The organism is Streptomyces hebeiensis, assembly GCF_052983195.1.
Genome location: NZ_CM129812.1, coordinates 6,276,387 through 6,300,058 on the forward strand (window position 1 = coordinate 6,276,387; position 23,672 = coordinate 6,300,058).

A 23,672-nucleotide genomic window follows, 5' to 3' on the forward strand; every position below is an offset into this window, starting at 1 on the left:
ACACGCACCCTCGCGCCACAGGAGCAGCCACCATGGCGATAGACCTCGCAGGCCGCCACTTCCTCAAGGAGCTGGACTTCACCGCCGAGGAGTTCCGCGGCCTGATCGAACTGGCCGCCGAACTCAAGGCCGCGAAGAAGGCCGGCACCGAGGTGCCGCGGCTGCGCGGCCGGAACGTCGCGCTGATCTTCGAGAAGTCCTCGACCCGGACACGGTGCGCCTTTGAGGTGGCGGCGGCCGACCAGGGCGCCGCGACGACGTACATCGACCCGGCGGGCTCACACATCGGCACCAAGGAGTCCGCGAAGGACACCGCCCGGGTGCTCGGCCGCATGTTCGACGGTATCGAGTTCCGGGGAGACGCCCAGGCGACCGTGGAGGAACTGGCCGCGCACGCGGGCGTGCCGGTGTTCAACGGCCTCACGGACGAGTGGCACCCCACCCAGATGCTGGCGGACGTGCTCACGATGACCGAGCACAGTGCCAAGCCGCTGACGGACATCGGCTACGCCTACCTCGGTGACGCCCGCTTCAACATGGGCAACTCCTACCTCGTCACGGGCGCGCTGCTGGGCATGGACGTACGGATCGTCGCGCCGCGCGCCTACTGGCCCTCGGAGGAGGTCCGGGCGCTCGCCGACGCGGCCGCCGAGAAGAGCGGGGCGCGCCTCACCCTGACGGAGAACATCGAGGAGGGCGTCGCCGGGGCCGATTTCGTGGCCACCGACGTCTGGGTGTCGATGGGGGAGCCGAAGGAGGTCTGGGACGAGCGGATCGCGGCCCTCGGACCGTACGCCGTGACCATGGACGTCCTGCGGGCGACGGGCAACCCGGACGTGAAGTTCCTGCACTGCCTGCCCGCCTTCCACGACCTGGGCACCGCCGTGGGCCGGGAGCTGTACGAGCGCCACGGGCTGACCGCCCTGGAGGTCACGGACGAGGTGTTCGAGTCGGAGCGCTCGGTGGTCTTCGACGAGGCGGAGAACCGGCTGCACACGATCAAGGCCGTGCTGGTCGCCACGCTGGCCCGCGACTGACCGGCCGCGCCCACCGGCGGACTCGGCTCCCCCCGGCTGCCCGGCCGCTCCGCGGCTCCTGTGCTCAGCAGGCCTCAGTCGTGGGGAGCGTGAACCAGACCGCTTTGCCCTGATCCGTGGGCCGATGGCCGCACGCCTCGCTGAGCGTGCTGATCAACAGCAGACCCCGGCCGTTCTCCTGCAGGGGATCCGGCATGGACCCGGGGTGGGCCAGGTCGCCCGGCGGGGCCGGATCGCCGTCGTGAACCTCCACCTGGCAGCCGGTGGGGAGCAGTTCGACAACGAGTTCGATGGGTTGCTCGCCGTCCGTGTGCTGGATCGCGTTGGCGACCAGCTCCGCCGTGAGTAGCTCCGCCGTATCGCTGTGGGTCGGCTCCTCCAGATGCGCGAGTGCGGTACGGACCAGCGCGCGTGCGAGCGGCACGGCTTCGGCACTGTGCGGAAGCGTGACTCGCCAGGGGGAGGAGCCTACGGCTTCGGGCATGGTGGCGGGTCCGATCGGGGCGCAAGGGGCGTCGGGGTGCGAATGGGTGAATTACTCTCGGGTCAACCATACGGAGCGTGAGTGCGGGGGCAAGGGGCTGCGGCCTGCCGGGCGGAGGACTTCTGTCCCGCGGCGACAGGGACCTTCGGCAGCCTACGGACGCCATCTCACGGACGTGTCACGGAAGCGTCGCAGACGTATCGCGCACTCGTGACGATAGTCACACGCAAGTGATACGGTTCGGAAGTTCGGCCCCGCGCCCGGCCCCGGCGGTTCGCGTACGGCGGGCGGCGGGCGGCGCGTACCGGTGGTACGTACCGGGGCGGTGCGCACACCCGGCACGAGCAACCCGGCACGAGGTGCCCGTACCGGCGCGCGGCCCGTACCGCCGCGACCGGCACTGAGCGACCGCGCGTCCGCAGCATCCGCTGAAGGAGGCCGTACTCCATGAGCCACCGCACGGAAGGCCGGCCGAAGGACCCGGGCCGGCCGAAGGACCCGGGCCGGCCGAAGGACCCGGGCCGGTCGAAGGACCCGGTTCGGTCGGAGGGTCCGGGCAGGCCGGAGGACCCGGTACCGGAAGGCCCGTCCGAGGACAGGCCCCGGGAACGCCCAACGGTGCCTCGAGCCCGGAGTGCCTCCCCGGGGCCCTTCACCGGATCCGCTTCGCCCACCGGGACCTGGCGCCATCTGCGTGTCACCCGGGACGCCGGTGTCGTCACCGTCACCCTCGCCCGGCCGGAGAAACTGAACGCGCTCACCTTCGGCGCCTACGCCGATCTGCGCGACCTCCTCGCCGAGCTGTCCCGGGAGGGCTCCGTACGCGCCCTGGTGCTGGCGGGGGAGGGGCGCGGATTCTGTTCCGGCGGGGACGTGGACGAGATCATCGGCGCCACCCTCGCCCTGGACACCGCGCGGCTCCTCGCCTTCAACCGGATGACCGGGCAGGTGGTCAGGGCCGTCCGCGAGTGCCCCTTCCCCGTGATCGCGGCGGTGCACGGGGCCGCCGCCGGCGCGGGCGCCGTGCTCGCGCTCGCCGCCGACTTCCGGGTGGCGGATCCTTCGGCGCGGTTCGCCTTCCTCTTCACCCGCGTCGGCCTGTCCGGCGGTGACATGGGCGCGGCCTATCTGCTGCCGCGCGTGGTCGGGCTCGGGCACGCCACCCGGCTGCTGATGCTCGGCGAGCCGGTACGCGCCGCGGAGGCCGAACGGATCGGCCTGATCAGCGAACTGACCGGCGAGGGCGGCGCCGACGAACGCGCCGCCGAGCTGGCCCGCCACCTCGCGGACGGCCCCGCCCTGGCGTACGCGCAGACCAAGGCGCTGCTCACCGCCGAACTGGACATGCCGCTCGCCGCCGCCGTCGAACTCGACGCCGCCACCCAGGCGTTACTGATGACCGGCGAGGACTACGCCGAATTCCACGCGGCCTTCACCGGGAAACGCGCTCCCAGGTGGCAGGGCCGCTGATCATGACCGCAGCCGTCCGGCGAATCGCCGTCATCGGAGGCGGGCCCGGCGGGCTGTACGCGGCCGCCCTGCTCAAACGGCTCGACCCCGAGCGCGAGATCACCGTCTGGGAGCGCGGCGCGCCCGACGCCACGTTCGGCTTCGGTGTCGTCCTCTCCGACGAGACCCTCGGCGGCATCGCCCACGCCGACCCCGCCGTGCACGCCGCGCTCCAGGACGCCTTCGTGCGCTGGGACGACATCGACATCGTCCGCCGCGGCCGTACCCTCACCTCCGGCGGCCACGGCTTCGCCGCCCTCGGCAGGGTCGCGCTCCTGCGGATCCTGCACGAGCGCTGCGCCCGGCTCGGCGTCCGGCTCCGCTTCCGCGCCGAGGCCCCGCCCGCCGCCGAACTCGCCGCCGCCCACGACCTGGTGATCGCCGCCGACGGGGTGCACAGCCGCACCCGGCAGACCCACGCCGACATCTTCCGCCCCACGGTCACCACCCACCGCTGCCGCTATATCTGGCTCGCCGCCGATCGCGCCTTCGACGCCTTCCGCTTCGAGATCGCCGAGACGGACCACGGCGTGATGCAGCTCCACGGCTACCCCTACGAGCGGAGCGCGACGGCGGGCCGCAGCACCGTCATCGTGGAGATGCGGGAAGAGGTCTGGCGGGCCGCCGGGTTCGCCGGACTCGACGAGCGCGCGTCCGCCGACCGCTGTGCCGCGGTCTTCGCCGACGCGCTCGGCGGGCGCCCGCTGCTCTCCACGGCCGATGTCGCCTCGGTCGCCTCCTCCGCCTCGACCGTGTCCTCCGCCTCCGCTGCCTCAGCCGCGTCCTCCCGCCCGGCCGCATCCCCCACACCCGGCGCCGCCCGTGATTCCGCCTGGACCGCATTCCGTACCGTCGTCACCGAACGCTGGAGCCACGGACGTACGGTCCTGATCGGCGACGCCGCCCACACCGCCCACTTTTCCATCGGCTCCGGCACCAAGCTCGCCATGGAGGACGCCCTGGCGCTGGCCGCCCGCCTGGAGGAGGAACGTGACCTGCCGGCCGCGCTCGCCGCCTACGAGCGCGAGCGCCGCCCGGTCGTCGCGTCCACCCAGCGCGCGGCACTGGCCAGCCTGCGCTGGTTCGAGGAACTGGCCACTCACACCGGCCGGCCGCCACGCCAGTTCGCCTTCGGGCTGCTCACCCGCAGCCGCCGGGTCACCCATGACAACCTGCGGCTGCGCGACCCCGGGTTCACCCGGTCCGTCGAGGACGAGTTCGGCTGCCCGCCCGGCACCCCGCCGATGTTCACACCGCTGCGGCTGCGCGCGCTGACCCTGCGCAATCGGGTCGTCGTCTCGCCCATGGACATGTACGTGGCGCGCGACGGCGTTCCGGGCGACTTCCACCTCGTCCACCTCGGTTCCCGCGCGCTCGGCGGCGCCGGGCTCGTGATGACCGAGATGGTCTGCGTCAGCCCCGAAGGCAGGATCACCCCCGGCTGTACGGGCCTGTACACCCGGGAGCAGGGCGACGCCTGGCGCCGCGTCACCGACTTCGTGCACGCGTCGGCTCCCGGCACGGCCATCGGCGTCCAGCTCGGCCACGCCGGGCGCAAGGGGTCCACCCGGCTGATGTGGGAGGGCATGGACGAGCCGCTGCCCACCGGCAACTGGCCGCTCGTCGCCGCTTCCCCGCTCCCGTACCGGCCCGGTGTCAGCCAGGTCCCGCACCAGCTCGACCGACGGCAACTGGCCGAACTGCGCGAGCAGTTCGCGGCCGCCGCCCGGCGGGCCCGGCGCAGCGGGTTCGACCTGCTGGAACTGCACTGCGCGCATGGCTATCTGCTGTCCGGCTTCCTCTCCCCGCTCACCAACCGGCGCACCGACGCCTACGGCGGTTCGCCGGAGCGCCGGCTGCGCTTCCCCCTGGAGGTCTTCGACGCCGTACGCGCCCAGTGGCCGGAGGACCGGCCCATGACGGTCCGGATCTCCGCCACGGACTGGGCCCCGGGCGGCACGACCCCCGAGGAGGCCGTCGGGATCGCCCGCGCCTTCGCCGAGCACGGTGCCGACGCGATCGACGTCTCCACCGGCCAGGTGGTGGCGGACGAGCGGCCGGAGTTCGGCCGCTCGTACCAGACCCCGTACGCGGAGCTGATCCGCTCCACCGCGTCCGTACCGGTGATCGCGGTGGGCGCCATCTCCTCCTGGGACGACGTGAACTCGCTGATCCTGGCGGGCCGCGCCGATCTGTGCGCGCTCGGCCGGCCGCATCTGTACGACCCGCACTGGACGCTGCACGCCGCCGCCGAGCAGGGGTACAGCGGCCCGGCGGTGCCCTGGCCGGCTCCCTACCGTGCCGGCAGCCGGCCCCCGCCGACGGGCCGCGCCGCCGCGCCCGGTCCACGGCTCGCCCCACGCTGAGCGGCGTGGTGCCGGGTGCCGCCCGGCACCGGGGCCGCCGACGTCGTCCCGTGGCCGCGGCTCATCCCGTGGCCGTGGCGCGCCGCCGGACGAACTCCAGCCCGGCCGCGCGCAGTCGCGCGTGCAGGCGCGAGAAGACGGCGGCGGAGCGCTCGCCCGGCCAGCCGGCGGGGAGCAGCTCGGCCGGCAGCCCGGGGTCCGCGTACGGCAGCCGGCGCCAGGAGTCCAGCGCGAGCAGGTAGTCGCGGTACGCCTCCTCGGACGGGGCCACCGCCGTGTCACCTCCCTCGCCCTCGCGCTCCCAGGCGTGCAGCACCGGCTCGTGCGCGGCCAGGAACGCGCCGTGCCGCTCGGCGATCGACGGCAGGTCCCACCAGCGGGCCACCGCCTCCGCCGTCGCCTCGAAACCCAGGTGCGCACCCCGGAACAGATCGACGTACGGATCGAGACCGAGCCGCCGCAGGGTGTTGCGCGTCTCCTCGTACAGCCGCTCCGGCGCGATCCACACCCCGGGCGCCGCCGTGCCGAAGCCCAGCCGGCCGAGCCGCGAGCGCAGCAGATGCCGCTTGTGCCGCTCGGCCTCGGGAACGGAGAAGACGGCGAGCACCCAGCCGTCGGAGAGCCGGGGCGCCGGCCGGGCGTAGATCCTGCTGTCCCCGTCGTCGAGCAACTGCCGGGCCTGCTCCGACAGGACGTACCCGGCCGCGCCGTCCGCCGTACGTTCCGGCAGGAGCAGGCCGCGCCGCTTGAGGCGGGAGACCGCGGAGCGGACGGACGGGGCGTCCACGCCGACGGCGGCCAGCAGCCGGATCAACTCCGCCACGGGCACGGGCGAGTTGTCCGGTGTGCGGCCGTACGCGCCGTACAGGGTGACGATGAGGGAACGGGGGGTGTGCTGCTCGGCCACGTGATCATGTTAGGGCGTGCCGCGGTACGTGTCCGCCGCGCGCAGGCGGAAGCGCTGGAGCTTTCCGGTGGGGGTGCGCGGCAGGGCGTCCAGGAAGACGATCGCGCGTGGGCACTTGTACGGTACGAGCCGCGACCTGACGAAGCGCCGCAGCGCCTCCGCCGTCCGCTCGTCGCGCCCCGCGCCCGGCCTGAGCACCACGTACGCGGCGACGACCTGGCCGCGCAGCTCGTCCGGGTGGCCGATGACGGCCGCCTCCGTGACGTCGGGGTGGGCCAGGAGCGCGTCCTCGACCTCCGGGCCCGGGATGTTGTAGCCGGCCGAGATGATCATGTCGTCGGCCCTCGCGACGTAGCGGAAGTAGCCGTCCGGCTCGCGCACATAGGTGTCGCCGGTCAGGTTCCAGCCGTCCCGTACGTACTCCCGCTGGCGCGGGTCGGACAGGTACCGGCAGCCCACCGGGCCGCGTACGGCCAGCAGTCCCGGCTCGCCGTCGGGCACCGGCGCGCCCGTCGCGTCCACCACGCGCGCCTGCCAGCCCGGCACCGGCAGCCCCGTCGTGCCCGGCCGGACCGCCTCGTCCGCCGCCGAGATGAAGATGTGCAGCAGTTCGGTGGCACCGATCCCGTTGATGATGCGCAGGCCGGTCCGCTCCCGCCAGGCGTGCCAGGTCGCGGCGGGCAGGTTCTCGCCCGCCGACACACAGCGCCGCAGGGAGGACATGTCGTACGGCTCCGTCCCCGCCAGCGCGTCCAGCATCACCCGGTACGCGGTCGGCGCCGTGAACAGCACCGTCACCCGGTGTTCGGTCACCGCCGCCAGCAACTGGGCGGGCCGGGCCCGTTCGAGCAGCAGCGCCGACGCGCCCGCCCGCATCGGGAATATCAGCAGTCCGCCGAGGCCGAAGGTGAAACCGAGCGGTGGGCTGCCGGCGAACAGGTCGCCGGGCTCCGGGCGCAGCACCTCGCGCGAGAACGTGTCCGCGACCGCCAGCACATCGCGGTGGAAGTGCGCACAGCCCTTGGGCCGGCCCGTCGTTCCCGAGGTGAAGGCGATCAGCGCCACATCATCGGCCGCCGTCTCGACGGCCGGGTACCGCCGCGCCGGTCCGTCGGCGGCCAGCCGCAGCAGATCGTCGGCGCCGTCCCCGCCGTACGGGGTGATCCGCAGCCCCGGCACCCGCGCCGCGACCAGGTCCGCCAGGGACCGCGCGTCGCACAGGGCGTGACTGACGCGCGCGATGGCGCACATGGTGGCCAGTTCCTCCGCCCGGTGCTGTGCCAGGACCGTCACCGCCACGCCGCCCGCCTTGAGGACGGCGAGCCAACAGGCCGCGAGCCAGGGGGTGGTGGGGCCGCGCAGGAGCACCCGGTTGCCGGGCACCACACCGAGGGCGGACGTCAGGACGTACGCGATGCGGTCGACGCGGTCGCGCAGGTCCCCGTACGTCCAGAGGGTTCCGCCGTCAGAGGCGTACGCACGGGCCCCCGTCGTGGCCGTACGGAACACGGGCCGGTCCGGGCCGAACCGCTCGACGGTCCGGTCCAGCAGCTCCACGGCGCAATTGAGCCGGTCGTGGTCGGGCCGGTCCGGGCCGGAGGCGAGAGGGAGGAGACGGGGCCACTGCTCGACGGGCGGGAGATGGTCGCGCGCGAAGGTGTCCAGATGGGCCGACGGCGTCAGCGCCATGGATCGCCCCCCTTCTCACGGTGGGGTCGCCCAACGAGCGTATCGTGAAGGTGACGACAGTCAACGGTCCGCGATAGAGGCGCTGGAAGTGGGGGCTCGCATGCCCGTATTCTCGCTCGATCCGGCACAGACCGACTGGTGCGCACGGCTGCGCACCCTGGCCGTGGAACGGCTCCTTCCGCTCGCGGAACGCGGCGAACCGGGCCGGGTGAACCGTGCTTTGATCGCCGAACTGGGCGAACAGGGCCTGCTCGCAGACGTGTTGGACGCGGGCGCCCTGGAACTGTGCCTGGTGCGCGAGTCGTTGGCCCGGGGCTGCACCGAGGCGGAGACGGCGCTGGCGCTCCAGGGGCTGGGCACGTATCCGATCGTCCAGGCCGGTACGGAAGAACAACGGGCGCGCTGGCTGCCCCCGGTACGGGCGGGGCGGGCGGTGGCCGCGTTCGCGCTGAGCGAGCCGGGCGCGGGCTCGGACGCGGCGGCGCTCGCGCTGCGGGCGGCGCCCGAGACGTCGTCCGGAACACCGGCCGGCTGGCGGCTGACCGGCGAGAAGCGCTGGATCTCCAACGCCCCCGAGGCGGATTTCTACGTGGCCTTCGCGCGGACCGGCGCGACGGAACGCGAGGGGACGGAGAAGGCAGAGCAGACGGAGAACGCGGAGAACGCGGAGAGGGCCAAGGGAGCAGGGGCGGCGGGGAAGACGGCGGGCGCCGGCGCACGGGCCCGGGGCGTCACCGCGTTCCTCGTCCCCGCCGACCGGCCCGGCCTGACCGGGGAGCCCATCGAGATGCTCTCTCCGCACCCTATCGGGGCCCTCTCCTTCGACGGCGTTCCGGTCACCCGCGCCGATGTCCTCGGCGAGGTGGGCGGCGGCTTCCGGGTCGCCATGAACACCCTCAACCTCTTCCGCCCCAGCGTCGGCGCCTTCGCCGTGGGCATGGCGCGGGCCGCCCTGGACGCGACGGTCCGGCACACCGGGCGGCGTACCGCTTTCGGCGGCCCGCTCAAGGACCTGCAGGCCGTCGCGCACCAGGTCGCGGAGATGGCGACGCGCACGGAGGCCGCCCGGCTGCTGGTGTACGCGGCGGCAGCGGCGTACGACGACGGCGCGCCGGACGTGCCCGCCCGCTCGGCCATGGCGAAGCTGTTCGCCACCGAGACGGCGCAGTACGTGGTCGACGCCGCCGTCCAGCTCCATGGCGCCCGCGCGCTCCAACGCGGACACCTGCTGGAACACCTCTACCGAGAGGTGCGAGCCCCGCGCATCTACGAGGGCGCCACCGAGGTGCAGCGCTCCGTCGTCGCCAAGGGGCTGTACGCATGAGCCTGGAGCGCGTCAATCCGGCGCACCTCGCCCCGCCCACCGGTTTCTCACACGCCGTCACCGCCACCGGGACCCGGCTGGTCCTGCTGGCCGGGCAGACCGCGCTGGACGGCGAGGGGCGGGTGGTGGGGGACACCCTGCCCGCCCAGTTCGAGAAGTCCCTGGCCAATCTGCTGGCCGCCCTCGACGCGGCCGGCGGCGCGCCGGGTGACCTCGCACGGGTGACCGTCTACGCCACGGACGTCGCCTCCTACCGCGCCCACGCCGCCGAACTGGGCCGCGTCTGGCGGCGCCTGGCGGGCCGGGACTATCCCGCGATGGCGGTCATCGGGGTGGTACGGCTCTGGGACGAACAGGCGCTGGTGGAGCTGGACGGCATCGCGGTACTTCCGTAGGCAGGCAGCAGGCAGCAGGCAGCCGACGACACGCCGACAGTCGCCGACGCCGATGCTGTTACCGACGGCCAAGCGGCCAAGCGGCCCGGCGTCCCGCGCCGATGAGACGCGGGACGCCGAGGTGGGGGGCCGGGAGGAGACGTCGGTGAGGGCGTGGCCGGGGCACATGGCCGCGGAACGCCGGGCGGGGGAAGCGGGCGTCAGCTGGTGATCGGGTCCGTCTTGGTGCAGTTCTTGAACTCCACCCACGGCCGGGCGCCGCCGTTCTGCGGGCCCGTCGCGTAGGTCGGGTCGCCGGTGATGACCTGGTCCCGCTCCTCGTGCGTGATGTCGATGCCGAAGAGCTTGAAGCCCGCGGTCACACTGCCCGCCGAGATGCCGAACCCGATGCCCACCGAGGCGTTCCACCAGTCGGTGTTGGCCTTGTAGTCGATCCGCGTGAGCTTGCCCTTGTCGTGCAGCAGCCGCTCCAGCGGGCCGGTGTCCGAGTCCGGTGCCTCCGCGGCGTCCGAGGGGGTGGGCAGGGCGTCGCCGGCGGGGAAGTCGCCGCGGCCGCGCAGCCAGTCCTCCACGAGCTTGCTGTCCCCGTCGTTGTCCAGCGCCACCTCGGCCGACTCGACGTGTACCTGGGACTCGATGGTGCCGCCACCGCCGCCGACCTCGATCGTCACCGGACCGGCGTTGGCACCTGCGCCGGCCTTGGCGCCCGGGCCTGCGCCGGCCTCCTCGCTGGTGGTGATCGTCAGCTTCTCGGGGTGGTGCGGGTCGCCGTTCTTCTCCTCCTCGTCATAGGCCGCGGCGTCGTAGGTGACCGACACCTGCTGCATGCGGGAGCCCTTGGCCTGGGCGCCCTGGCCGCCGCCACCGCTGACGGTGAAGGTGTAGATGAAGGTGATCTTCCCCGCGTCCGGTCCGGTCTTGGCGCGCATGACCACCACGTCCTCGGTCATGGACGCGTTGAGCCCCTCGGTGCTGATGGAGCCGAGGTCCTTGGGCTCGCCCTTGTCGTTCTTCTGGTTCTTGCTCTTGAAGCTCTTGCCGAAGCTCACGCCGCCGGCCTTCTCCGTGGTGGACTTGGTGATGTCGACGTCCGGTGCCTTCTCCGGCGGGAGGTCGGGCAGCTTGTCCTTCGCGCCGTGGCTGCAGATCATGCCGAGTTCGGCGGCCCTGGCCCCGGTCTTGTTGTTGCACTTCTCCTGGGCCTTCAGGTACTCGGCGAACTCCTTCGCGTCCTCCAGGTTGGCCTTGAGGTCGGCGTTGGTGTCGCCCGTCTTGTTCCCGTTGAACAGCCACTGCCCGCCGCTGCCGCTGCTCTTGACGTAGCTTCCGCTCAGCGAGGCGCTGCCGCCCCAGTCCTCCAGGCCCTTGATGCCGGTGGAGATGCTGGCCGTGACCCCGCCACCGGTCTCGGTGACGCGCTCCAGTGTGACCGTGCCGTCGGACCACTGCTGCACCTTGACGTACTCGGAGCCCCTGATCTTGATGAAGAGGACCTCGACCACGACGGTGGTCTTGGTCTCCTCGGAGGAGAGCAGGCACTTGGCCGGCTGGAACGGATCGTCGGGGTTCGGGCCGGGCGTGCCGTCGTCCCCCGGCCCGCCGCCGTCGTCCCCGGGGCCGCCCGCCTCGTCGCCCTTGTCGCACGCCCCGGCCCCGTCCATCGGGTTGAGTGCGCGGCACACCCAGTACTTCAGGCCGGTGGCCTCGTCCTGGGGGATCGTGAGGCCCAGGATCGCCGCGATGACGAGAGAGACGACGCCTATCATCGCGGCGTACTCGGTGCCGCCCTGTCCGCGGTCCCTACGGGCAGGAGCATGCCAAACACGAAGGCTTCTGGCTCGTCTCACCACGCACTCCTTGTCCACGCGTCGCCCGTCCCGGGTCCGAGCGGACGAGGGGGGTTCCGAGCAGATTAGGGATGGGTCCGGGCCCATCAGGAGGGCCCGGGGGCCCAGTTGCGGGCCCAGACACGCGTACTGCCGGAAACGGGCGGCGGGACGGGGCGGAACGGGCACGCGGGCCGCCGCACGCGGAGCCCTCCTCGGCCCTCCTCGGCAGGGATCGCCGCGCGGCCGCCCCTTTCCGTGCCCGGTTCGGACCGTCGTGCGTCCGCCTCCTCGGTGTCCGGTTCGGACAGCCGCGCGCCCGGTCGTCTGCCCGCGATCCCCCACGACGCGGGAAGTTGCCGGAATTCGATCAGTGTCCGGGTGAACCCGACGCGGCCGTCGTACGTCTTCCGTGCCGACGCCACCCCTCTGCCGCCCCCATTCGGAAGCGGCCGAGGGCGGGACGGAGCATACCGAGTATGTACACGGCCGCCGCTCCGCGCCCACGGGCGGTCTCACCCTGTCAATACCTCATCCATGGGGGAGAGTTGCCGAGAAACACACGCAGAGTGGGCGCGGCCGTGGTGGCCGCCCTGCTCACAGCCGGGCTCACGACCGGGGCCGCCTCTGGAGCGACGGGCTCCGGTTCCGGCGCCGGCGGTGACACCGGGAACGGCGCGAGCGCCGGGCGGCAGGACCGGCCCGCACCCTCCGTCGTCACACTGATCACCGGTGACCGGGTCCACCTGGACGCCAAGGGCCAGGTGACCCGCGTCCAGCGCGGCGAGGGCCGCGAGCACGTCCGCATAGCCGTCAAGCGGGCCGGGGGCGCGACCTACGCCATACCGTCCGACGCGGCGAAGCTGATAGCCCGAGGCACCCTGGACCGGCGGCTGTTCGACGTCACCGCCCTGGTCGAGAACGAGTACGACGACGCGCACCGGAACACACTGCCGCTGATCGTGTCGTACAACGCCTCGAAGGCGCGGGCGAAGGCGGCCTTCTCGGCGGCGGACGTCGCCGTGCGCAGGCCCCTGCCCGCCGTGCGCGGCGAGGCGCTGACCGCGCCGAAGACCGGCACGGCCGAGGTCTGGCGGGCCCTGACCACCCCCGGCCCGCGGACCGGCGCGGCGCGCACGGCGGCACCGGGCATCGAGCGGGTCTGGCTGGACGGCCGGCGCAAGGCCGCTCTCGACAGAAGCGTTCCGCAGATAGGCGCCCCGGCCGCCTGGCAGGCCGGCTACGACGGTACGGGGGTGAAGGTCGCCGTCCTGGACACCGGCGTCGACGAGACCCACCCGGACCTGAAGGGCGCGGAGATCGCCCAGAAGGACTTCTCCGGTTCTGGCAACACCGTGGACCACGTGGGTCACGGCACACACGTCGCCTCCACCGTCGCGGGCAGCGGCGCCCGGTCGGGCGGCTCGTACAAGGGTGTGGCGCCCGGCGCGAAGATCCTGGACGGCAAGGTGCTGGACGACGCCGGCTTCGGCGACGACTCGGGCATCATCGCCGGTATGCAGTGGGCCGCCGACCAGGGCGCGAAGGTGGCCAACCTGAGTCTCGGCGGCGAGGACACCACGGAGGTCGACCCTCTGGAGGCCGCCGTCGACCGGCTCTCCGCGGAGAAGGGGATCCTCTTCGTCATCGCCGCGGGCAACGAAGGCCCGGGCGAGGGGACCATCGGCTCCCCGGGCGGCGCCGCCTCCGCCCTCACCGTCGGCGCGGTGGACCGCGCGGACCGGATCGCCGACTTCTCCTCCACCGGCCCGACGGCCGACGGCTCGTTGAAGCCCGACATCACCGCGCCGGGCGTGGACATCGTCGCGGCGAAGGCGGCCCAGGGGGAGCTCGGCGACCCGGCGGCCGACGGCTACGTCTCGATGTCCGGTACGTCCATGGCGACCCCGCACGTCGCGGGCGCCGCCGCCCTGCTCGCCCAGCAGCACCCGGACTGGCCGGGGCAGCGCATCAAGCAGACGCTGACCGCGTCCGCGAAGCCCACCGCCGGACTGACGGCCGGTCAGCAGGGCGCGGGGCGCACCGACCTGACCCGTGCGATCAGCCAGACCGTGGTCTCCGAGCAGACCTCGGTGAGCTTCGGGGGGCAGCCCTGGCCGCACACCGACGACACCCCGGTGACGAAGTCCCTCACCTACCGCAACACCGGCAAGGAGTCCGTCACCCTCGACCTGTCGCTGGAGACCGTCGGCCCCAAGGGCGCCCCCGCCCCCGTCGGCTTCTTCGCGCTCGGGGCCCGGCGGGTCACCGTGCCGGCGGGTGGCGCGGAGAGCGTCACCCTCACCGCCGACACCCGCGTCGGTGACGTGGACGGCGCCTTCTCCGGCGCGGTCGTCGCGCGGGCGGACAAGGGCGGCCAGAGCGTCCGCACCACGTTCGGCGCGCACCGCGAGGTGGAGTCGTACGACCTCACGCTCAAGTTCATCGACACCAAGGGCAGGCCCGCGCGGACCGCCGACACCACCGTCTACGGACACGACACCGACTTCTGGAAGGATCCGGCCGACACCGACGGCGACGGTGTCACCACCCTCCGGGTGCCCAAGGGCGACTTCCTGGTCTCCGCCGCGGTGGAGACCCCGGTCGGCGGCGACGCCGAACCCGAGATCGCCACGATGGCCCGGCCGAAGCTCCCGGTCACCCGGGACACGACGCTCACCTTCGACGCGCGCCGGGCCGAGCCGGTGAACATCACCGCGCCGGAGTCCGCCCGCTCCGGGGAGGCGTACCACGTCTTCAAGTCGGACTACCCGGGCGGTCGCGGTCTCGGAACCTCCTTGTACCTGGACTCGTTCAAGGGGTACCGGACCGGCCAGGTCGGCGCCCCGGTGCCCGCGAAGGAGTTCAGCTCGCAGCTCGGCGGCGTGTGGCAGAAGGGCAGCACCAGCTACAACCTGCTGTACAACCGGACCGGTTCGCTCCACACGGGGCTCACCCACCGGGCGACCCCGGCCGAACTGGCCCGCGTGGACCTGAAGGTCGGCGCCTCCGCCAAGAAGGCGAAGGGATGGGTCAACGGCTTCTGGAACCACGCGGACTACGGGATCGGGACCGGCATGGCGTCGTTCCCGCTGCCCGCCACGGCGAAGACGTACGTCACCACGCCCAAGGGCTTCGCGTGGGAGTTCCACGTCGGCCAGGACGGCGCCACGGAGGACGACTACGGGCTGTCCTTCAGGTCCGACCCGGCCAGGGAGTACGCGGCGGGCAAGACCTACACGAAGACGTACAACGTCGGTGTCTTCAGCCCCCGCGTGGGCGGGGAGGACGTGGCGCGGCGGCTGGGCAACCAACTCGCTTACTGCGTCAACGAGTTCACCGACGGAGCCGGGCACTCCGGCAGCTCCGAGGTGAGCGCGCAGCGCACGGTGGTCACCGCCGGCGGAAAGAAGATCATCGACGAGAAGGGGCCGCTCTGCTCCGAGGCCGACGGCCTGCCCGCGGCCTCCGCCACGTACCGCGTCAGCACGGAGGCCACCCGCTCCACCGCGGTCGCCGGGGTCACCACGCGGCTCTCCGCCGCCTGGTCGTTCACCTCGAAGAGGGTCACGGGCGAGAAGCCGGTGACGCTCCCGCTGTCCACCGTACGCTTCCACCCGAAGCTGGACCTGACCAGCACCGCCGCGGCCGGGAAGAAGGTCACCGTGCCGCTGTCCCTCCAGGGACCGGCCGCGGGCAAGGGGCTGAAGTCCCTTGCCGTCCAGGTGTCCTACGACGGTGGCAAGAAGTGGGCCAAGGCCCCGGTCGCCACCGGCAAGGACGGTGCCAGGAGTCTCGCCCTGAACCACCCGGAGAACGCGAAGTCGGTGTCGTTCAAGGCGAAGCTCACCGACAAGCGGGGCAACACCTATGACGTGACCGTCATCAAGGCGTACCTGCTCACGTGACACCGCGCGGGTGACGCCGTGCGGCTGCCCCGCACGGCGTCACCCCGCCCCCTCGGGACGTCACCCGCGACGGGGGAGCGCGTCCCCGCGCATGCCCGGCTCCGCTTGACCTTGACACGGTGACAAGGTCTTCACTGTGGTCAAGGAGGTGGTCCTGATGGCCATGCCGGAAGAGCGCACGAACATGATGCGGGCTCTGCAGGGGCTGGAGGACGACAGCCCATCCGCCCGGCTGCGGGCGGCGCTCGCGGTCGGCACGACCCCCGACCCGGGGTTCATCGGCAAGCTCGTCGAGCGATGCGCGGTCGAACCCGAGTTCTACGTCCGCGACATGCTGACGTGGGCACTCACCCGCCACGCGGCATCGCTGACTGTCCCGGTGCTTCTCGACGAAGTCCGCTCGGACCGTGCGCAGGCGCGGAGCCAGGCATTGCACACGCTGTCCAAGATCGGGGATCGGCAGGCGTGGCCCGCGATCACACCGGCGCTGCTGTCCGACGCCGACGACGAGGTGGCCCGGAGCGCCTGGCGGGCTGCGGTCGTGCTCGTGCCCGAAGGCGAGGAGCACGAGCTGGCCGTAGTGCTGGCGGCACAGCTCGGGCGCGGCGAACGCGCGACGCGGCTGAGCCTCAGCCGGGCGCTGATCTCGCTCGGGGAGGTGATGCTGCCGACGTTGGGCGCGGCGACGACGGATCCCGATCCCCGCGTGCGCGCGCACGCGATCGCCACGGAACGGCTGTGGCGCGACCCGGACGCCGGGTTCGAGTTCGCGACCGAGGAGGCGAAGCGCGCCATGGCCCTCGGCGAGGCCGGCCGGCAGGGGCGGTAGGCGGTGTTGATCGGTGATGTCGCGCGGCGGTCCGGGGTCAGCGCCCGCATGCTCAGGCATTACGAATCGCTCGGCCTCGTGCGGCCGACGGGCCGTACCCACGCCGGCTACCGCGAGTACTCCGGTGAGGACATCCGGCGCATCTTCCACATCGAGAGCTTGCGGTCATTGGGACTGTCGCTGCGCGACGTCGGGCGTGCGCTGGACGATCCGGGCTTCGCGCCCGCGGAGCTCGTCGACGACCTCGTCCGCCGGACGCGGGACCGTATCGCGGTGGAGACGGAGCTGCTCACGCGTCTCCGTCGGATCGGTGCCGCGGAGCCCGCCGGCTGGGAGGACGTCCTCCAGGCCGTCGAGCTCCTCCAGGCGTTGGGGTCGAAGAGCGCGGGGGCGCGGCAGCGAGCGGCCCTGTCCGCGGTCGAGGCAGTCCCCGCGCCGGTGGAAGCACTGGTCGAGGCCGTGTTGAGCGAGTCGGACCCGAACGTCGCCGGAGCCCTTCGTTGGGCTCTGGCGCGATCGGGCGGGGACGCCCTGGCACTGCTGGCGGAGGGCCTCGGTTCACCCTCGGCCGAGGTGCGGAAACGCGCTGTCCGGTCCATCGCCGAGATTCCGGACGATCAGGCGACCGCACTGCTGCGGGACGCCCTCACGCATCCGGACGTCGTGGTCCGCGGGTACGCGGCTCTGGAACTCGGGCCACGTGGCGTGGCCGACGCGGTACCGACGCTCATCGACATGATCGTCGACGGGAGGAACGACGCCGACGCGGCCGACACGCTGAGCGCGCTGGCGAGTGACCCCGCGTTGGCGGACCGGATCGCTGCGGTCCTCGTCGACCTGGCCCACGGCACCGTCGGATCGTCCGCACGCCGACGGCTGACACAGGCACTCGCGGGCATCCCGGGAGTCATGACGTCACGTGCCCTGGCCGATCTGTCGCATGACGAAGACCGTGCCGTGGCGCTCACCGCGATGTACGTTCTCACGCTGCGCGACGCACGGCAGTGACTCTCTCCCGGGACCGCGCGCGTGGGCCCGGTCGCCGGTGGTCACCGCCGACAGGCCCACGCGGTGTCACGCTCCAGTGGTCGAGCCGGGGCGGACGATCATGAGGACGACCACGATCGCCCAGAGAAGGTTGAAGACGCCCGTGAGCGCGGAGAGCCGGGCCGCCGCGGGGCCGGCCTCCACCGAGGTGGACCCGGACCCCTCGTCGGCGGTGTCCGCGGGCAGCTCCAACAGGCGTTCCTGCTGGGGCAGTATCGCCAGCGCCAGGATCCCCGCCGCGATCGCGGTCAACACGAGCGACACGATCAGCCAGGCGTCGGTGAGCACGTCCAGTTGTACGGCGGTGGCGATGCCGAAGACCGGGACGACGACCCCCACCACCGCGTAACCCCGGCAGACCCGGTGCAGGAACGCGGCGATCCCGGCGGCCCGTCCGTCCGCGCCGGCGTCACGTCCGTCCGTGTTCCCGTCGCTCCCGCCGTTCCCGTCGCTCCCGCCGTTCCCGTGGATCTCGGCGTTCCCGCGGTTCTCGCCGCCGGGTGCCGACTGCCGCGCGTAGCGGGGGAAGAGGGAAGCGGCCACGGCGATCGGACCGATCGCCAGGATCGCCGCGAGAACGTGCACGGACAGCAGCAGCTTGGTCATCGAACCCCTCCGGATGCATATATTGGCTGCCAATAGATAGCACGCCTATGGCTTTGATAGGTAGCCTGTCTACTCATGAAGTCGGATGCGGTGCGGGGACACTTGGACGGGCTGCTGCTGGCCGTGCTGGAGCCGGGCCCGTTGCACGGTTACGCGATCATCACAGCGGTGCAGCGGCGCAGTGGAGGCGCGCTCGAACTGCGCACGGGCACGATCTACCCGGCGCTGAACCGGCTGGAGCGGATCGGACTGCTGAGCAGCAGCTGGCAGTCGGTCGGGGAGCGGAGACGGCGTTGCTACGAACTCACCGACGCGGGACGGGCCGGCCTCGCCGAGGAGCGGACGGCCTGGCGCGAGTTCACGGCGGCGATCGGGTCCGTCCTGGACCCCGTCGCCCGTCCCGGGCACGCCGTATGAGCGGCACCGGCCGACGGGCCGACCCTGTTGAGGAGTACGCCGCGGCCCTGGCGGCGGCCCTGCGCGGGCCGGCCCGGGCGAAGGCCCGGATGGTCGAGGAGATGCGCGACGGCCTCGCGGACGCGGCGGAGGCGCACACGCGGCAGGGGACACCCCGCCGTCGGGCCGTCGACCTCGCGGTGCGGGAGTTCGGGACGGTCGACGAGGTCGCGCCGAGCTGCCAGCGGGAACTGACCGTCGCGCAGACCCGGCACACTGCCCGGACCGTCGTCCTCAGCGCCCCTCTTCTGATCGTGTGCTGGTACCTGCTCCTGGCCGCCGGCGACGGCCCGGGCCGGGAGCTGCCGGGCCCGGCCCGGCTGCTGGCCGTTCAGCTGGCCGGTGTCGCGGCCGCCGCCGCCCTGCTCGCCGTGGTGACGCTGGCCGCGACCGGCCCGCTCGCCCGTCGGCTGCCGGTGCCGCGGGGGCTGCCCCTGGCGGTCGCGTGGACGGGGACGACAGCCGGCGTGGCCATGGTTCTCGCCACGCTCACCCTCGCCATCGCCTCCCCGTCCGCCGCGAACTGGCCGCTCATCACGTTCGCCTGTGGGCTCACGGCCGTCGCGCACGGCATGGTGGCGGCCTCGGCACGGATGTGCCGCGTGTGCGCCCGCGCGTAGGCCGTGTCCGAGAAGGCATCGTGTGCCCGGCGACGCCTGGGCAGACACAGGGGCGGACGACGCCGGATGCGCGGGACATCGCCCAACAGCGGCCCGGCTAGCAGATGTTCTGCCGGCTGTTGACCAGCCTGATGTTGCGGAAGGTGGTATTGATCCCGCAGGGGTTCTCGGTTATCTGAGAGTCGGTCACCGTCAGGTTCTGCACGGTGATGTCGGAGTTGTTGGCGAACTCCGAGCGGGCCGCGAGCCGGATCTCCCCGCCACCGGTGACACTGCCGCTCTGCGCGGCGAGGTTCACGTTGTGGCAGTTCTCGATCAGGATGGCGTTGTTGCCGGTTCCGGAGAGATCGACGCGGTCGATGACCGCGCCACCGCTCTCGGACACGCAGAAGACCCCGCGTCCGCCACCGCGGGCGACGACCTCGCCCACGCGGATGTTGGTGGGATAGCCGCTGCCGACCCGCCCGTTGCGGTTGGCCATACGGAACGCCGCGTAGCCGGTGCCCGCACCGGCGCCGTCCGCGTCCACCTTGGTGACGGTGGCGTTGACGGTCTGGTTCAGCAGCAGGCCGGACTCGCCCACGTCGCGGGCGGTGACCGTGCCGATGGTCAGGCCGTCGACCCCGTACGTCTCCACGGCGTGGCTGCTCGCGCCGGACACGTAGACGTTGTCGATCCGGACGTTCCGTGTCCACTGGCTGGTGTCGCCCCGGTTGTCGATGCGTACGCCCAGACCGGCCGCGAGGCGCATGTCGATCCGGCCGAGCACGACGTTCTGGACGTTGCGCATGAAGATGCCGTACAGCGGGGTGCCCGTCACACTGAGGTTCTGGACCTCGATGTCGCGGGCGCCGCGTGCGTAGACGGGCGCCTGGTCACCGGAACCGGACCCGGTGACGTTGATCGTGCCGCAGACGTCGAGCGCGGTGTAACTCGGCAGGGAGATCCTGGAACCCGCGCCGATGGAGCCCGAGCCCCGCACCACGACGCGTTCCTTCGAAGTCCGGCCCGCCGTGAGGCTGTTGACCGCCGCCTGAACCGCGGCGCGCATGTCCGTTCCGGTGTACACCACACCGCTGCCGCGCCGGGCGGTCCAGGTGCTGCCGCTGAGCACGGCCTCCGCCTGGTAGGAGCCGTCGCCGCACGCCGCCGCTCGCCGGGGAGCCGGGGCGGCGGGTGGATCCGCCGCGGCGCTCGGGGGACCCGTCAGCGCGGCGGCGCCGGTGAACAGGACAGCGGCCAAGGAGGACAGGACAACGCCCCGTCTCCCGCGTCCGGTTGCCGTCGTGCCGGCACGGCGGGCCGTGGCTCCGCGCTTTTCCATGTCGTCTTCTCCTGCGGGGGGAGGGGCGCTTGTGGGGCCAGAGGGGCAAGCGTGCTGTGCTCGCGTCCGTGGTCGTCGTCCTCCGCGCGGTTCTCCCGTCCCGTTCCCACCGCTCGCCGACGCCCGTTCCGTACGCGTCGGTGTGGTCACGGGAGCAGATGGCCGTCGTGAGCGACTCGACCTGGGGCGGCCAGGCGTTCGGCGCGGCGAGCGCTGATCGAGCACTGGTGCAGCAAGCGTTTTCTACGGCGCGGCCGTCAGTCTGGCAACGGGGCGGAAGAGCGTCAAGAGGCGGTGCGAGAGGCCGTGACGGACGGCGCGCCGGCCCCTGAGTGGGCAGCCGACGTCACCACTGAGCGCCGCGGCGGGGCCGCGGCGCTCACGAGGGCGGTGCCGCGCACGATCCCGGCCGTGTCCCGAGCCGGTGGCCCGGCGCGGCTATCGCCTCGGTCCCCCGACGGCGTAGGCCACGGTGCCGACGACCACCAGCACCAGGGCCGTCCAGGTGCCCGCCGCCGCGCCGGGCGGCAGCAGCATCCAGGTCGCCACCCGCATCGGCGTGCTCGTCGGAGGCGGGGCGAACAACGCGAACGAGAGCCAGGCGAACGGCAGCGTCCACGCGTACTGGCCGCCCGAGAGCGCCGCGCCCAGGGCGGCCAGTCCCATCAGCCCCGCGGTGTCCCGGACGACGAACGCGGTGGTGGCCATGTCCCCGCCCACTGCCCGCACGGCCAGCGGGACCGCGGCGACGACCGCTCCGGCGAGCAGCACGTGCGCCGCTCTGCGGGGCACCCAGCGGATCGCGGCCGTCCGGTCCAGCGCGAGGTCCTGCCCGCTGAGCCCGATCGAGGCCGCCATCGCGCCCGTGGCGAGGACGAGCACGGGCAGCCGCGGATCACCGGGCCCCTCGGCCCCGTCCCGGCCGAGTGCCCACACCGCCACCGCGCCGATCACCACCGCCGCGATCGACGTGGGTATCCGTCGCGAGCGCGCGTACAGCCTCAGCCACCTCACCGGGAGGCACCGCCGGACAGCGCGTCGAGCGCGTCTCCCTCGCAGGAGAACGCGGCGGCGCGCATCGCGTCGATCCGCGAGCGCTGCTCGGCCCGCGGCAGCGCCTCGAGGTCCTTCCACACCTCGCGGGCGTCGATGCCGAGCTGGCGGCGCAAGTCCGCCAAGCCCGTGCCGGGCAGCGACCTGAGGTCCCCGAGGACCCAGCCCACCGCCACGGTCCGCGCGATGTCCTCTCCCCCCGTGCCGCTCCAGCCGACGGGGGAGCACCCCGGCACCATGCCCTTGGCGATCAGGGCCAAGGTCAGCTCCTCACCCCGCGCGGCGACGACGACGTCGTCGTCGAAGTCGAAGAGCACGGTCTCGCGGGACCACCGGGGTGTGGAACCCTCCGGCGGTACGGTGGCGTTCTCCCGGACCGAGACCGGCGCCTGGTCGCCCAGCGCGCCGTGCAGCAGGCGCAGCGCCTGCCTGCCGGGGCCCGCGAGGTCGGTGAGGTGTGCCCGCTGTGTTGTGGTCACGCACACCGGGCCGTCGCACACCAACTCCGCGGCGGCCTTGTCGAGGACGTACATCCGGCGTGGGTCGGAGGGGAGGACGAGCAGGGCGATCGCCGCGCCCGCCAGGACGGGCGCCAGGGCGACGAGCCGGGTGCGCGGGGTGGCGGCGACCAGCAGCGCGAAGCCGGTCGCGGCCATGCCGAGCAGCCAGATCGTCTGCCCGACGTGCACGGAGGCGGAGAGTGTGACGAGCGCGTCGCGCACCTCCTGCACCGCCGGTGACAGCAGCGAGAGCCGGTTCGGCTCCGTGGTGGGGAACCCCGCCCCCGTCTCCTTCTCCGTCCGTCCCAGCGTGGTCTGCATGAGGGCCGTGAAGACGAAGGCGCCCATGGCCAGCGCGGGCGGGGTGAGCACAAATGGCAGGGCTCGTGCGGTCCCCATGCCGAGCACGGCCCCCGCGACCAGCGAGAGCGCCCCCACCAGCGAGATCGGCAGCCATCCGAGGTGCGTGTACTCGGTGTTGACGAACACCTGGACCGCGCCCAGGAGGACGAGGAGCGCGAAGGCCGAGGCCAGCGTGATCGCTGTCGCGCCCGCCGGCACGGCCGCCCGGTGCCGGACCGGCCGCGGTGTGCTCGACAGCAGCTCGGACATCTTCGAACGGTGGTCGCGCAGGCCCTGCAACGCCCCCAGGCCCACGGCGAGCGGCCACAGGTAGAACAGCAGGCCGCGGATCCACAGGGCCATGGACGTCCACTGGGCCGTCCACGCCGTGGTGCCCTCCCCCCACGCGGCGTCCACCAGGTACAGGAACGCCAGCGCCGTCGCCAGGACCACGGCACCGGCCCACGGGGCGACGGAGCGCTTCAGCTCGGTGCGCAGCACGCGGTTCACCAGGCGCCCTTTCCCTGGCCAGGGCCCTGCAGCAGTGCCGAGTAGCCGCGCTCCAGCGGGCTGTCGCCCACGTGCTCGGGGCCGCCGGCCGCCGCCAATTCGTCCGGAGTGCCCTGGAAGACCAGTCTTCCCTCGGCGAAGAGCACCACATCGGTGCAGGCGGCCGCCACGTCCTCCACGAGGTGGGTCGAGACGACGACGCAGGTGTCCTTGCCCAGTTCCTGCAGCAGCTCGCGGAAGCGCAGCCGCTGCGCCGGGTCCAGGCCGACCGTGGGCTCGTCCAGCAGCAGGACCGACGGGTCGTTGACGATGGCCTGGGCGATACCGACCCGCCGCACCATGCCACCGGACAGGGTCTTCATCCGCTTGTCGGCACGGTCGGCCAGGCCGACCCGCTCCACGGCGCGCTGCACCGCGGCGGGGATGTCCGCCTTGGGCACCTCTTTCAGCCACGCCATGTACTCGACGAACTCGCGCACCGTGAAACGCTTGTAGTAACCGAACTCCTGCGGCAGATAGCCGGTCCGGCGGCGCAGCGCACGGTGCTCGCCCATGCCGCCCACGGACTCGCCGAGCAGCTCCAGGGTGCCCGCGGCCGGGCGCAGCACGGTGGCCAGCGCCCGGATGAGGGTGGTCTTGCCCGCCCCGTTGGGCCCGAGCAGACCGTGTACGCCGGTGCCCAGCGACAGGTCGAGCCCGTCGACGGCCATCTTGTTCCTGCCGACCCTGACCTTCAGCCCAGTGGCCCGGATCTCCCAGGCGTAGGGCGTCGGTGCGATGTCGGCCGCGCTCACCGCGGGCATCATGTGGTGGTCCTTTCCGATGGGGCGACGATGGGTTCCCGGCACGGCGTACGCGCCCCTGCGGGCGATCACGACACCGGTGCCGGGCGTGAGGATCAGCCCCGCACGGGCGGACCGACCGCCTACGGGACAGCGTT

At 72.9% G+C, this 23,672-nt stretch carries 19 protein-coding genes; 10 read left to right on the forward strand and 9 right to left on the reverse strand.

The window, feature by feature from the left end; translation table 11 throughout:
- Positions 1-32 precede the first annotated feature (32 nt).
- Positions 33-1,037 (forward strand): ornithine carbamoyltransferase, encoded by a 1,005-nt coding sequence (gene argF / locus ACU6P3_RS26910; protein WP_447194474.1) that lies wholly within the window; start codon positions 33-35, stop codon positions 1,035-1,037.
- A gap of 64 nt (positions 1,038-1,101) precedes the next feature.
- Here argF and ACU6P3_RS26915 read toward each other — a convergent pair whose 3' ends face one another.
- The gene (locus tag ACU6P3_RS26915; protein ID WP_447194475.1) at positions 1,102-1,521 is read right to left on the reverse strand and encodes an ATP-binding protein; all 420 of its coding nucleotides are present in this window, start codon (positions 1,519-1,521) and stop codon (positions 1,102-1,104) included.
- A gap of 618 nt (positions 1,522-2,139) precedes the next feature.
- Between ACU6P3_RS26915 and ACU6P3_RS26920 the strand changes: the two genes are divergently transcribed.
- Positions 2,140-2,991, forward strand: coding sequence for an enoyl-CoA hydratase family protein (locus tag ACU6P3_RS26920; RefSeq protein ID WP_447194476.1), 852 nt, complete (start codon positions 2,140-2,142; stop codon positions 2,989-2,991).
- Positions 2,992-2,993: 2 nt separating this feature from the next.
- A complete protein-coding gene (locus tag ACU6P3_RS26925) occupies positions 2,994-5,396 on the forward strand; it encodes an oxidoreductase (protein ID WP_447194477.1) in 2,403 nt (800 codons plus the stop codon).
- Between the two features lie 61 nt (positions 5,397-5,457).
- On the opposite strand, the gene ACU6P3_RS26930 is transcribed toward ACU6P3_RS26925, so the two are convergent.
- On the reverse strand, positions 5,458-6,303 hold the full coding sequence (locus ACU6P3_RS26930; protein WP_447194478.1) for a PaaX family transcriptional regulator: 846 nt from the start codon (positions 6,301-6,303) through the stop codon (positions 5,458-5,460).
- A 9-nt stretch (positions 6,304-6,312) separates the two neighbouring features.
- Positions 6,313-7,992 (reverse strand): AMP-binding protein, encoded by a 1,680-nt coding sequence (locus ACU6P3_RS26935; protein WP_447194479.1) that lies wholly within the window; start codon positions 7,990-7,992, stop codon positions 6,313-6,315.
- Positions 7,993-8,092: 100 nt separating this feature from the next.
- Between ACU6P3_RS26935 and ACU6P3_RS26940 the strand changes: the two genes are divergently transcribed.
- Complete coding sequence (locus tag ACU6P3_RS26940) at positions 8,093-9,316, forward strand: acyl-CoA dehydrogenase family protein (RefSeq protein WP_447194480.1); 1,224 nt, start codon at positions 8,093-8,095, stop codon at positions 9,314-9,316.
- A complete protein-coding gene (locus tag ACU6P3_RS26945) occupies positions 9,313-9,711 on the forward strand; it encodes a RidA family protein (protein WP_344276060.1) in 399 nt (132 codons plus the stop codon). The genes ACU6P3_RS26940 and ACU6P3_RS26945 overlap by 4 nt, the downstream gene beginning before the upstream one ends.
- Before the next feature lie 200 nt (positions 9,712-9,911).
- On the opposite strand, the gene ACU6P3_RS26950 is transcribed toward ACU6P3_RS26945, so the two are convergent.
- Entirely contained in the window at positions 9,912-11,477 is a 1,566-nt protein-coding gene (locus ACU6P3_RS26950) for a hypothetical protein (RefSeq protein WP_030744818.1), read from the reverse strand.
- Between the two features lie 608 nt (positions 11,478-12,085).
- Here ACU6P3_RS26950 and ACU6P3_RS26955 point away from each other — a divergent pair.
- From ACU6P3_RS26955 to ACU6P3_RS26965, 3 genes are all read left to right on the forward strand, one after another.
- Positions 12,086-15,445, forward strand: a complete 3,360-nt coding sequence (locus ACU6P3_RS26955; protein ID WP_447194481.1) for a S8 family peptidase — start codon at positions 12,086-12,088, stop codon at positions 15,443-15,445.
- A 157-nt stretch (positions 15,446-15,602) separates the two neighbouring features.
- The gene (locus tag ACU6P3_RS26960; protein ID WP_447198080.1) at positions 15,603-16,274 is read left to right on the forward strand and encodes a HEAT repeat domain-containing protein; all 672 of its coding nucleotides are present in this window, start codon (positions 15,603-15,605) and stop codon (positions 16,272-16,274) included.
- A 3-nt stretch (positions 16,275-16,277) separates the two neighbouring features.
- On the forward strand, positions 16,278-17,282 hold the full coding sequence (locus ACU6P3_RS26965; protein ID WP_447194482.1) for a MerR family transcriptional regulator: 1,005 nt from the start codon (positions 16,278-16,280) through the stop codon (positions 17,280-17,282).
- 66 nt (positions 17,283-17,348) lie between these two features.
- Here ACU6P3_RS26965 and ACU6P3_RS26970 read toward each other — a convergent pair whose 3' ends face one another.
- Positions 17,349-17,927, reverse strand: coding sequence for a hypothetical protein (locus tag ACU6P3_RS26970; RefSeq protein ID WP_447194483.1), 579 nt, complete (start codon positions 17,925-17,927; stop codon positions 17,349-17,351).
- Positions 17,928-18,002: 75 nt separating this feature from the next.
- Between ACU6P3_RS26970 and ACU6P3_RS26975 the strand changes: the two genes are divergently transcribed.
- Entirely contained in the window at positions 18,003-18,344 is a 342-nt protein-coding gene (locus ACU6P3_RS26975; protein WP_447194484.1) for a PadR family transcriptional regulator, read from the forward strand.
- Positions 18,341-19,003, forward strand: a complete 663-nt coding sequence (locus ACU6P3_RS26980) for a permease prefix domain 1-containing protein (RefSeq protein ID WP_447194485.1) — start codon at positions 18,341-18,343, stop codon at positions 19,001-19,003. Before ACU6P3_RS26975 ends, ACU6P3_RS26980 begins: the two co-directional genes overlap by 4 nt.
- Before the next feature lie 97 nt (positions 19,004-19,100).
- On the opposite strand, the gene ACU6P3_RS26985 is transcribed toward ACU6P3_RS26980, so the two are convergent.
- The 4 genes from ACU6P3_RS26985 to ACU6P3_RS27000 all read right to left on the reverse strand — a co-directional run bounded on the left by ACU6P3_RS26985 (position 19,101) and on the right by ACU6P3_RS27000 (position 23,535).
- On the reverse strand, positions 19,101-20,327 hold the full coding sequence (locus ACU6P3_RS26985; protein ID WP_447194486.1) for a hypothetical protein: 1,227 nt from the start codon (positions 20,325-20,327) through the stop codon (positions 19,101-19,103).
- Positions 20,328-20,765: 438 nt separating this feature from the next.
- The gene (locus ACU6P3_RS26990) at positions 20,766-21,341 is read right to left on the reverse strand and encodes a hypothetical protein (RefSeq protein WP_447194487.1); all 576 of its coding nucleotides are present in this window, start codon (positions 21,339-21,341) and stop codon (positions 20,766-20,768) included.
- The gene (locus tag ACU6P3_RS26995) at positions 21,338-22,735 is read right to left on the reverse strand and encodes a hypothetical protein (RefSeq protein WP_447198081.1); all 1,398 of its coding nucleotides are present in this window, start codon (positions 22,733-22,735) and stop codon (positions 21,338-21,340) included. The genes ACU6P3_RS26990 and ACU6P3_RS26995 overlap by 4 nt, the downstream gene beginning before the upstream one ends.
- Positions 22,729-23,535, reverse strand: coding sequence for an ABC transporter ATP-binding protein (locus tag ACU6P3_RS27000; protein WP_447198082.1), 807 nt, complete (start codon positions 23,533-23,535; stop codon positions 22,729-22,731). Before ACU6P3_RS27000 ends, ACU6P3_RS26995 begins: the two co-directional genes overlap by 7 nt.
- Positions 23,536-23,672 lie beyond the last annotated feature (137 nt).

What these genes read in the sequence shown, in the direction of transcription:
- argF (WP_447194474.1), top strand. Translation starts at nt 33, where the DNA reads ATGGCGATAGACCTCGCAGGCCGCCACTTCCTCAAGGAGCTGGACTTC.
- ACU6P3_RS26915 (WP_447194475.1), bottom strand. Translation starts at nt 1,521, where the DNA reads ATGCCCGAAGCCGTAGGCTCCTCCCCCTGGCGAGTCACGCTTCCGCAC.
- ACU6P3_RS26925 (WP_447194477.1), top strand. Translation starts at nt 2,994, where the DNA reads ATGACCGCAGCCGTCCGGCGAATCGCCGTCATCGGAGGCGGGCCCGGC.
- ACU6P3_RS26935 (WP_447194479.1), bottom strand. Translation starts at nt 7,992, where the DNA reads ATGGCGCTGACGCCGTCGGCCCATCTGGACACCTTCGCGCGCGACCAT.
- ACU6P3_RS26940 (WP_447194480.1), top strand. Translation starts at nt 8,093, where the DNA reads ATGCCCGTATTCTCGCTCGATCCGGCACAGACCGACTGGTGCGCACGG.
- ACU6P3_RS26945 (WP_344276060.1), top strand. Translation starts at nt 9,313, where the DNA reads ATGAGCCTGGAGCGCGTCAATCCGGCGCACCTCGCCCCGCCCACCGGT.
- ACU6P3_RS26950 (WP_030744818.1), bottom strand. Translation starts at nt 11,477, where the DNA reads ATGATAGGCGTCGTCTCTCTCGTCATCGCGGCGATCCTGGGCCTCACG.
- ACU6P3_RS26960 (WP_447198080.1), top strand. Translation starts at nt 15,603, where the DNA reads ATGGCCATGCCGGAAGAGCGCACGAACATGATGCGGGCTCTGCAGGGG.
- ACU6P3_RS26970 (WP_447194483.1), bottom strand. Translation starts at nt 17,927, where the DNA reads ATGACCAAGCTGCTGCTGTCCGTGCACGTTCTCGCGGCGATCCTGGCG.
- ACU6P3_RS26975 (WP_447194484.1), top strand. Translation starts at nt 18,003, where the DNA reads ATGAAGTCGGATGCGGTGCGGGGACACTTGGACGGGCTGCTGCTGGCC.
- ACU6P3_RS26980 (WP_447194485.1), top strand. Translation starts at nt 18,341, where the DNA reads ATGAGCGGCACCGGCCGACGGGCCGACCCTGTTGAGGAGTACGCCGCG.
- ACU6P3_RS26985 (WP_447194486.1), bottom strand. Translation starts at nt 20,327, where the DNA reads ATGGAAAAGCGCGGAGCCACGGCCCGCCGTGCCGGCACGACGGCAACC.
- ACU6P3_RS27000 (WP_447198082.1), bottom strand. Translation starts at nt 23,535, where the DNA reads ATGCCCGCGGTGAGCGCGGCCGACATCGCACCGACGCCCTACGCCTGG.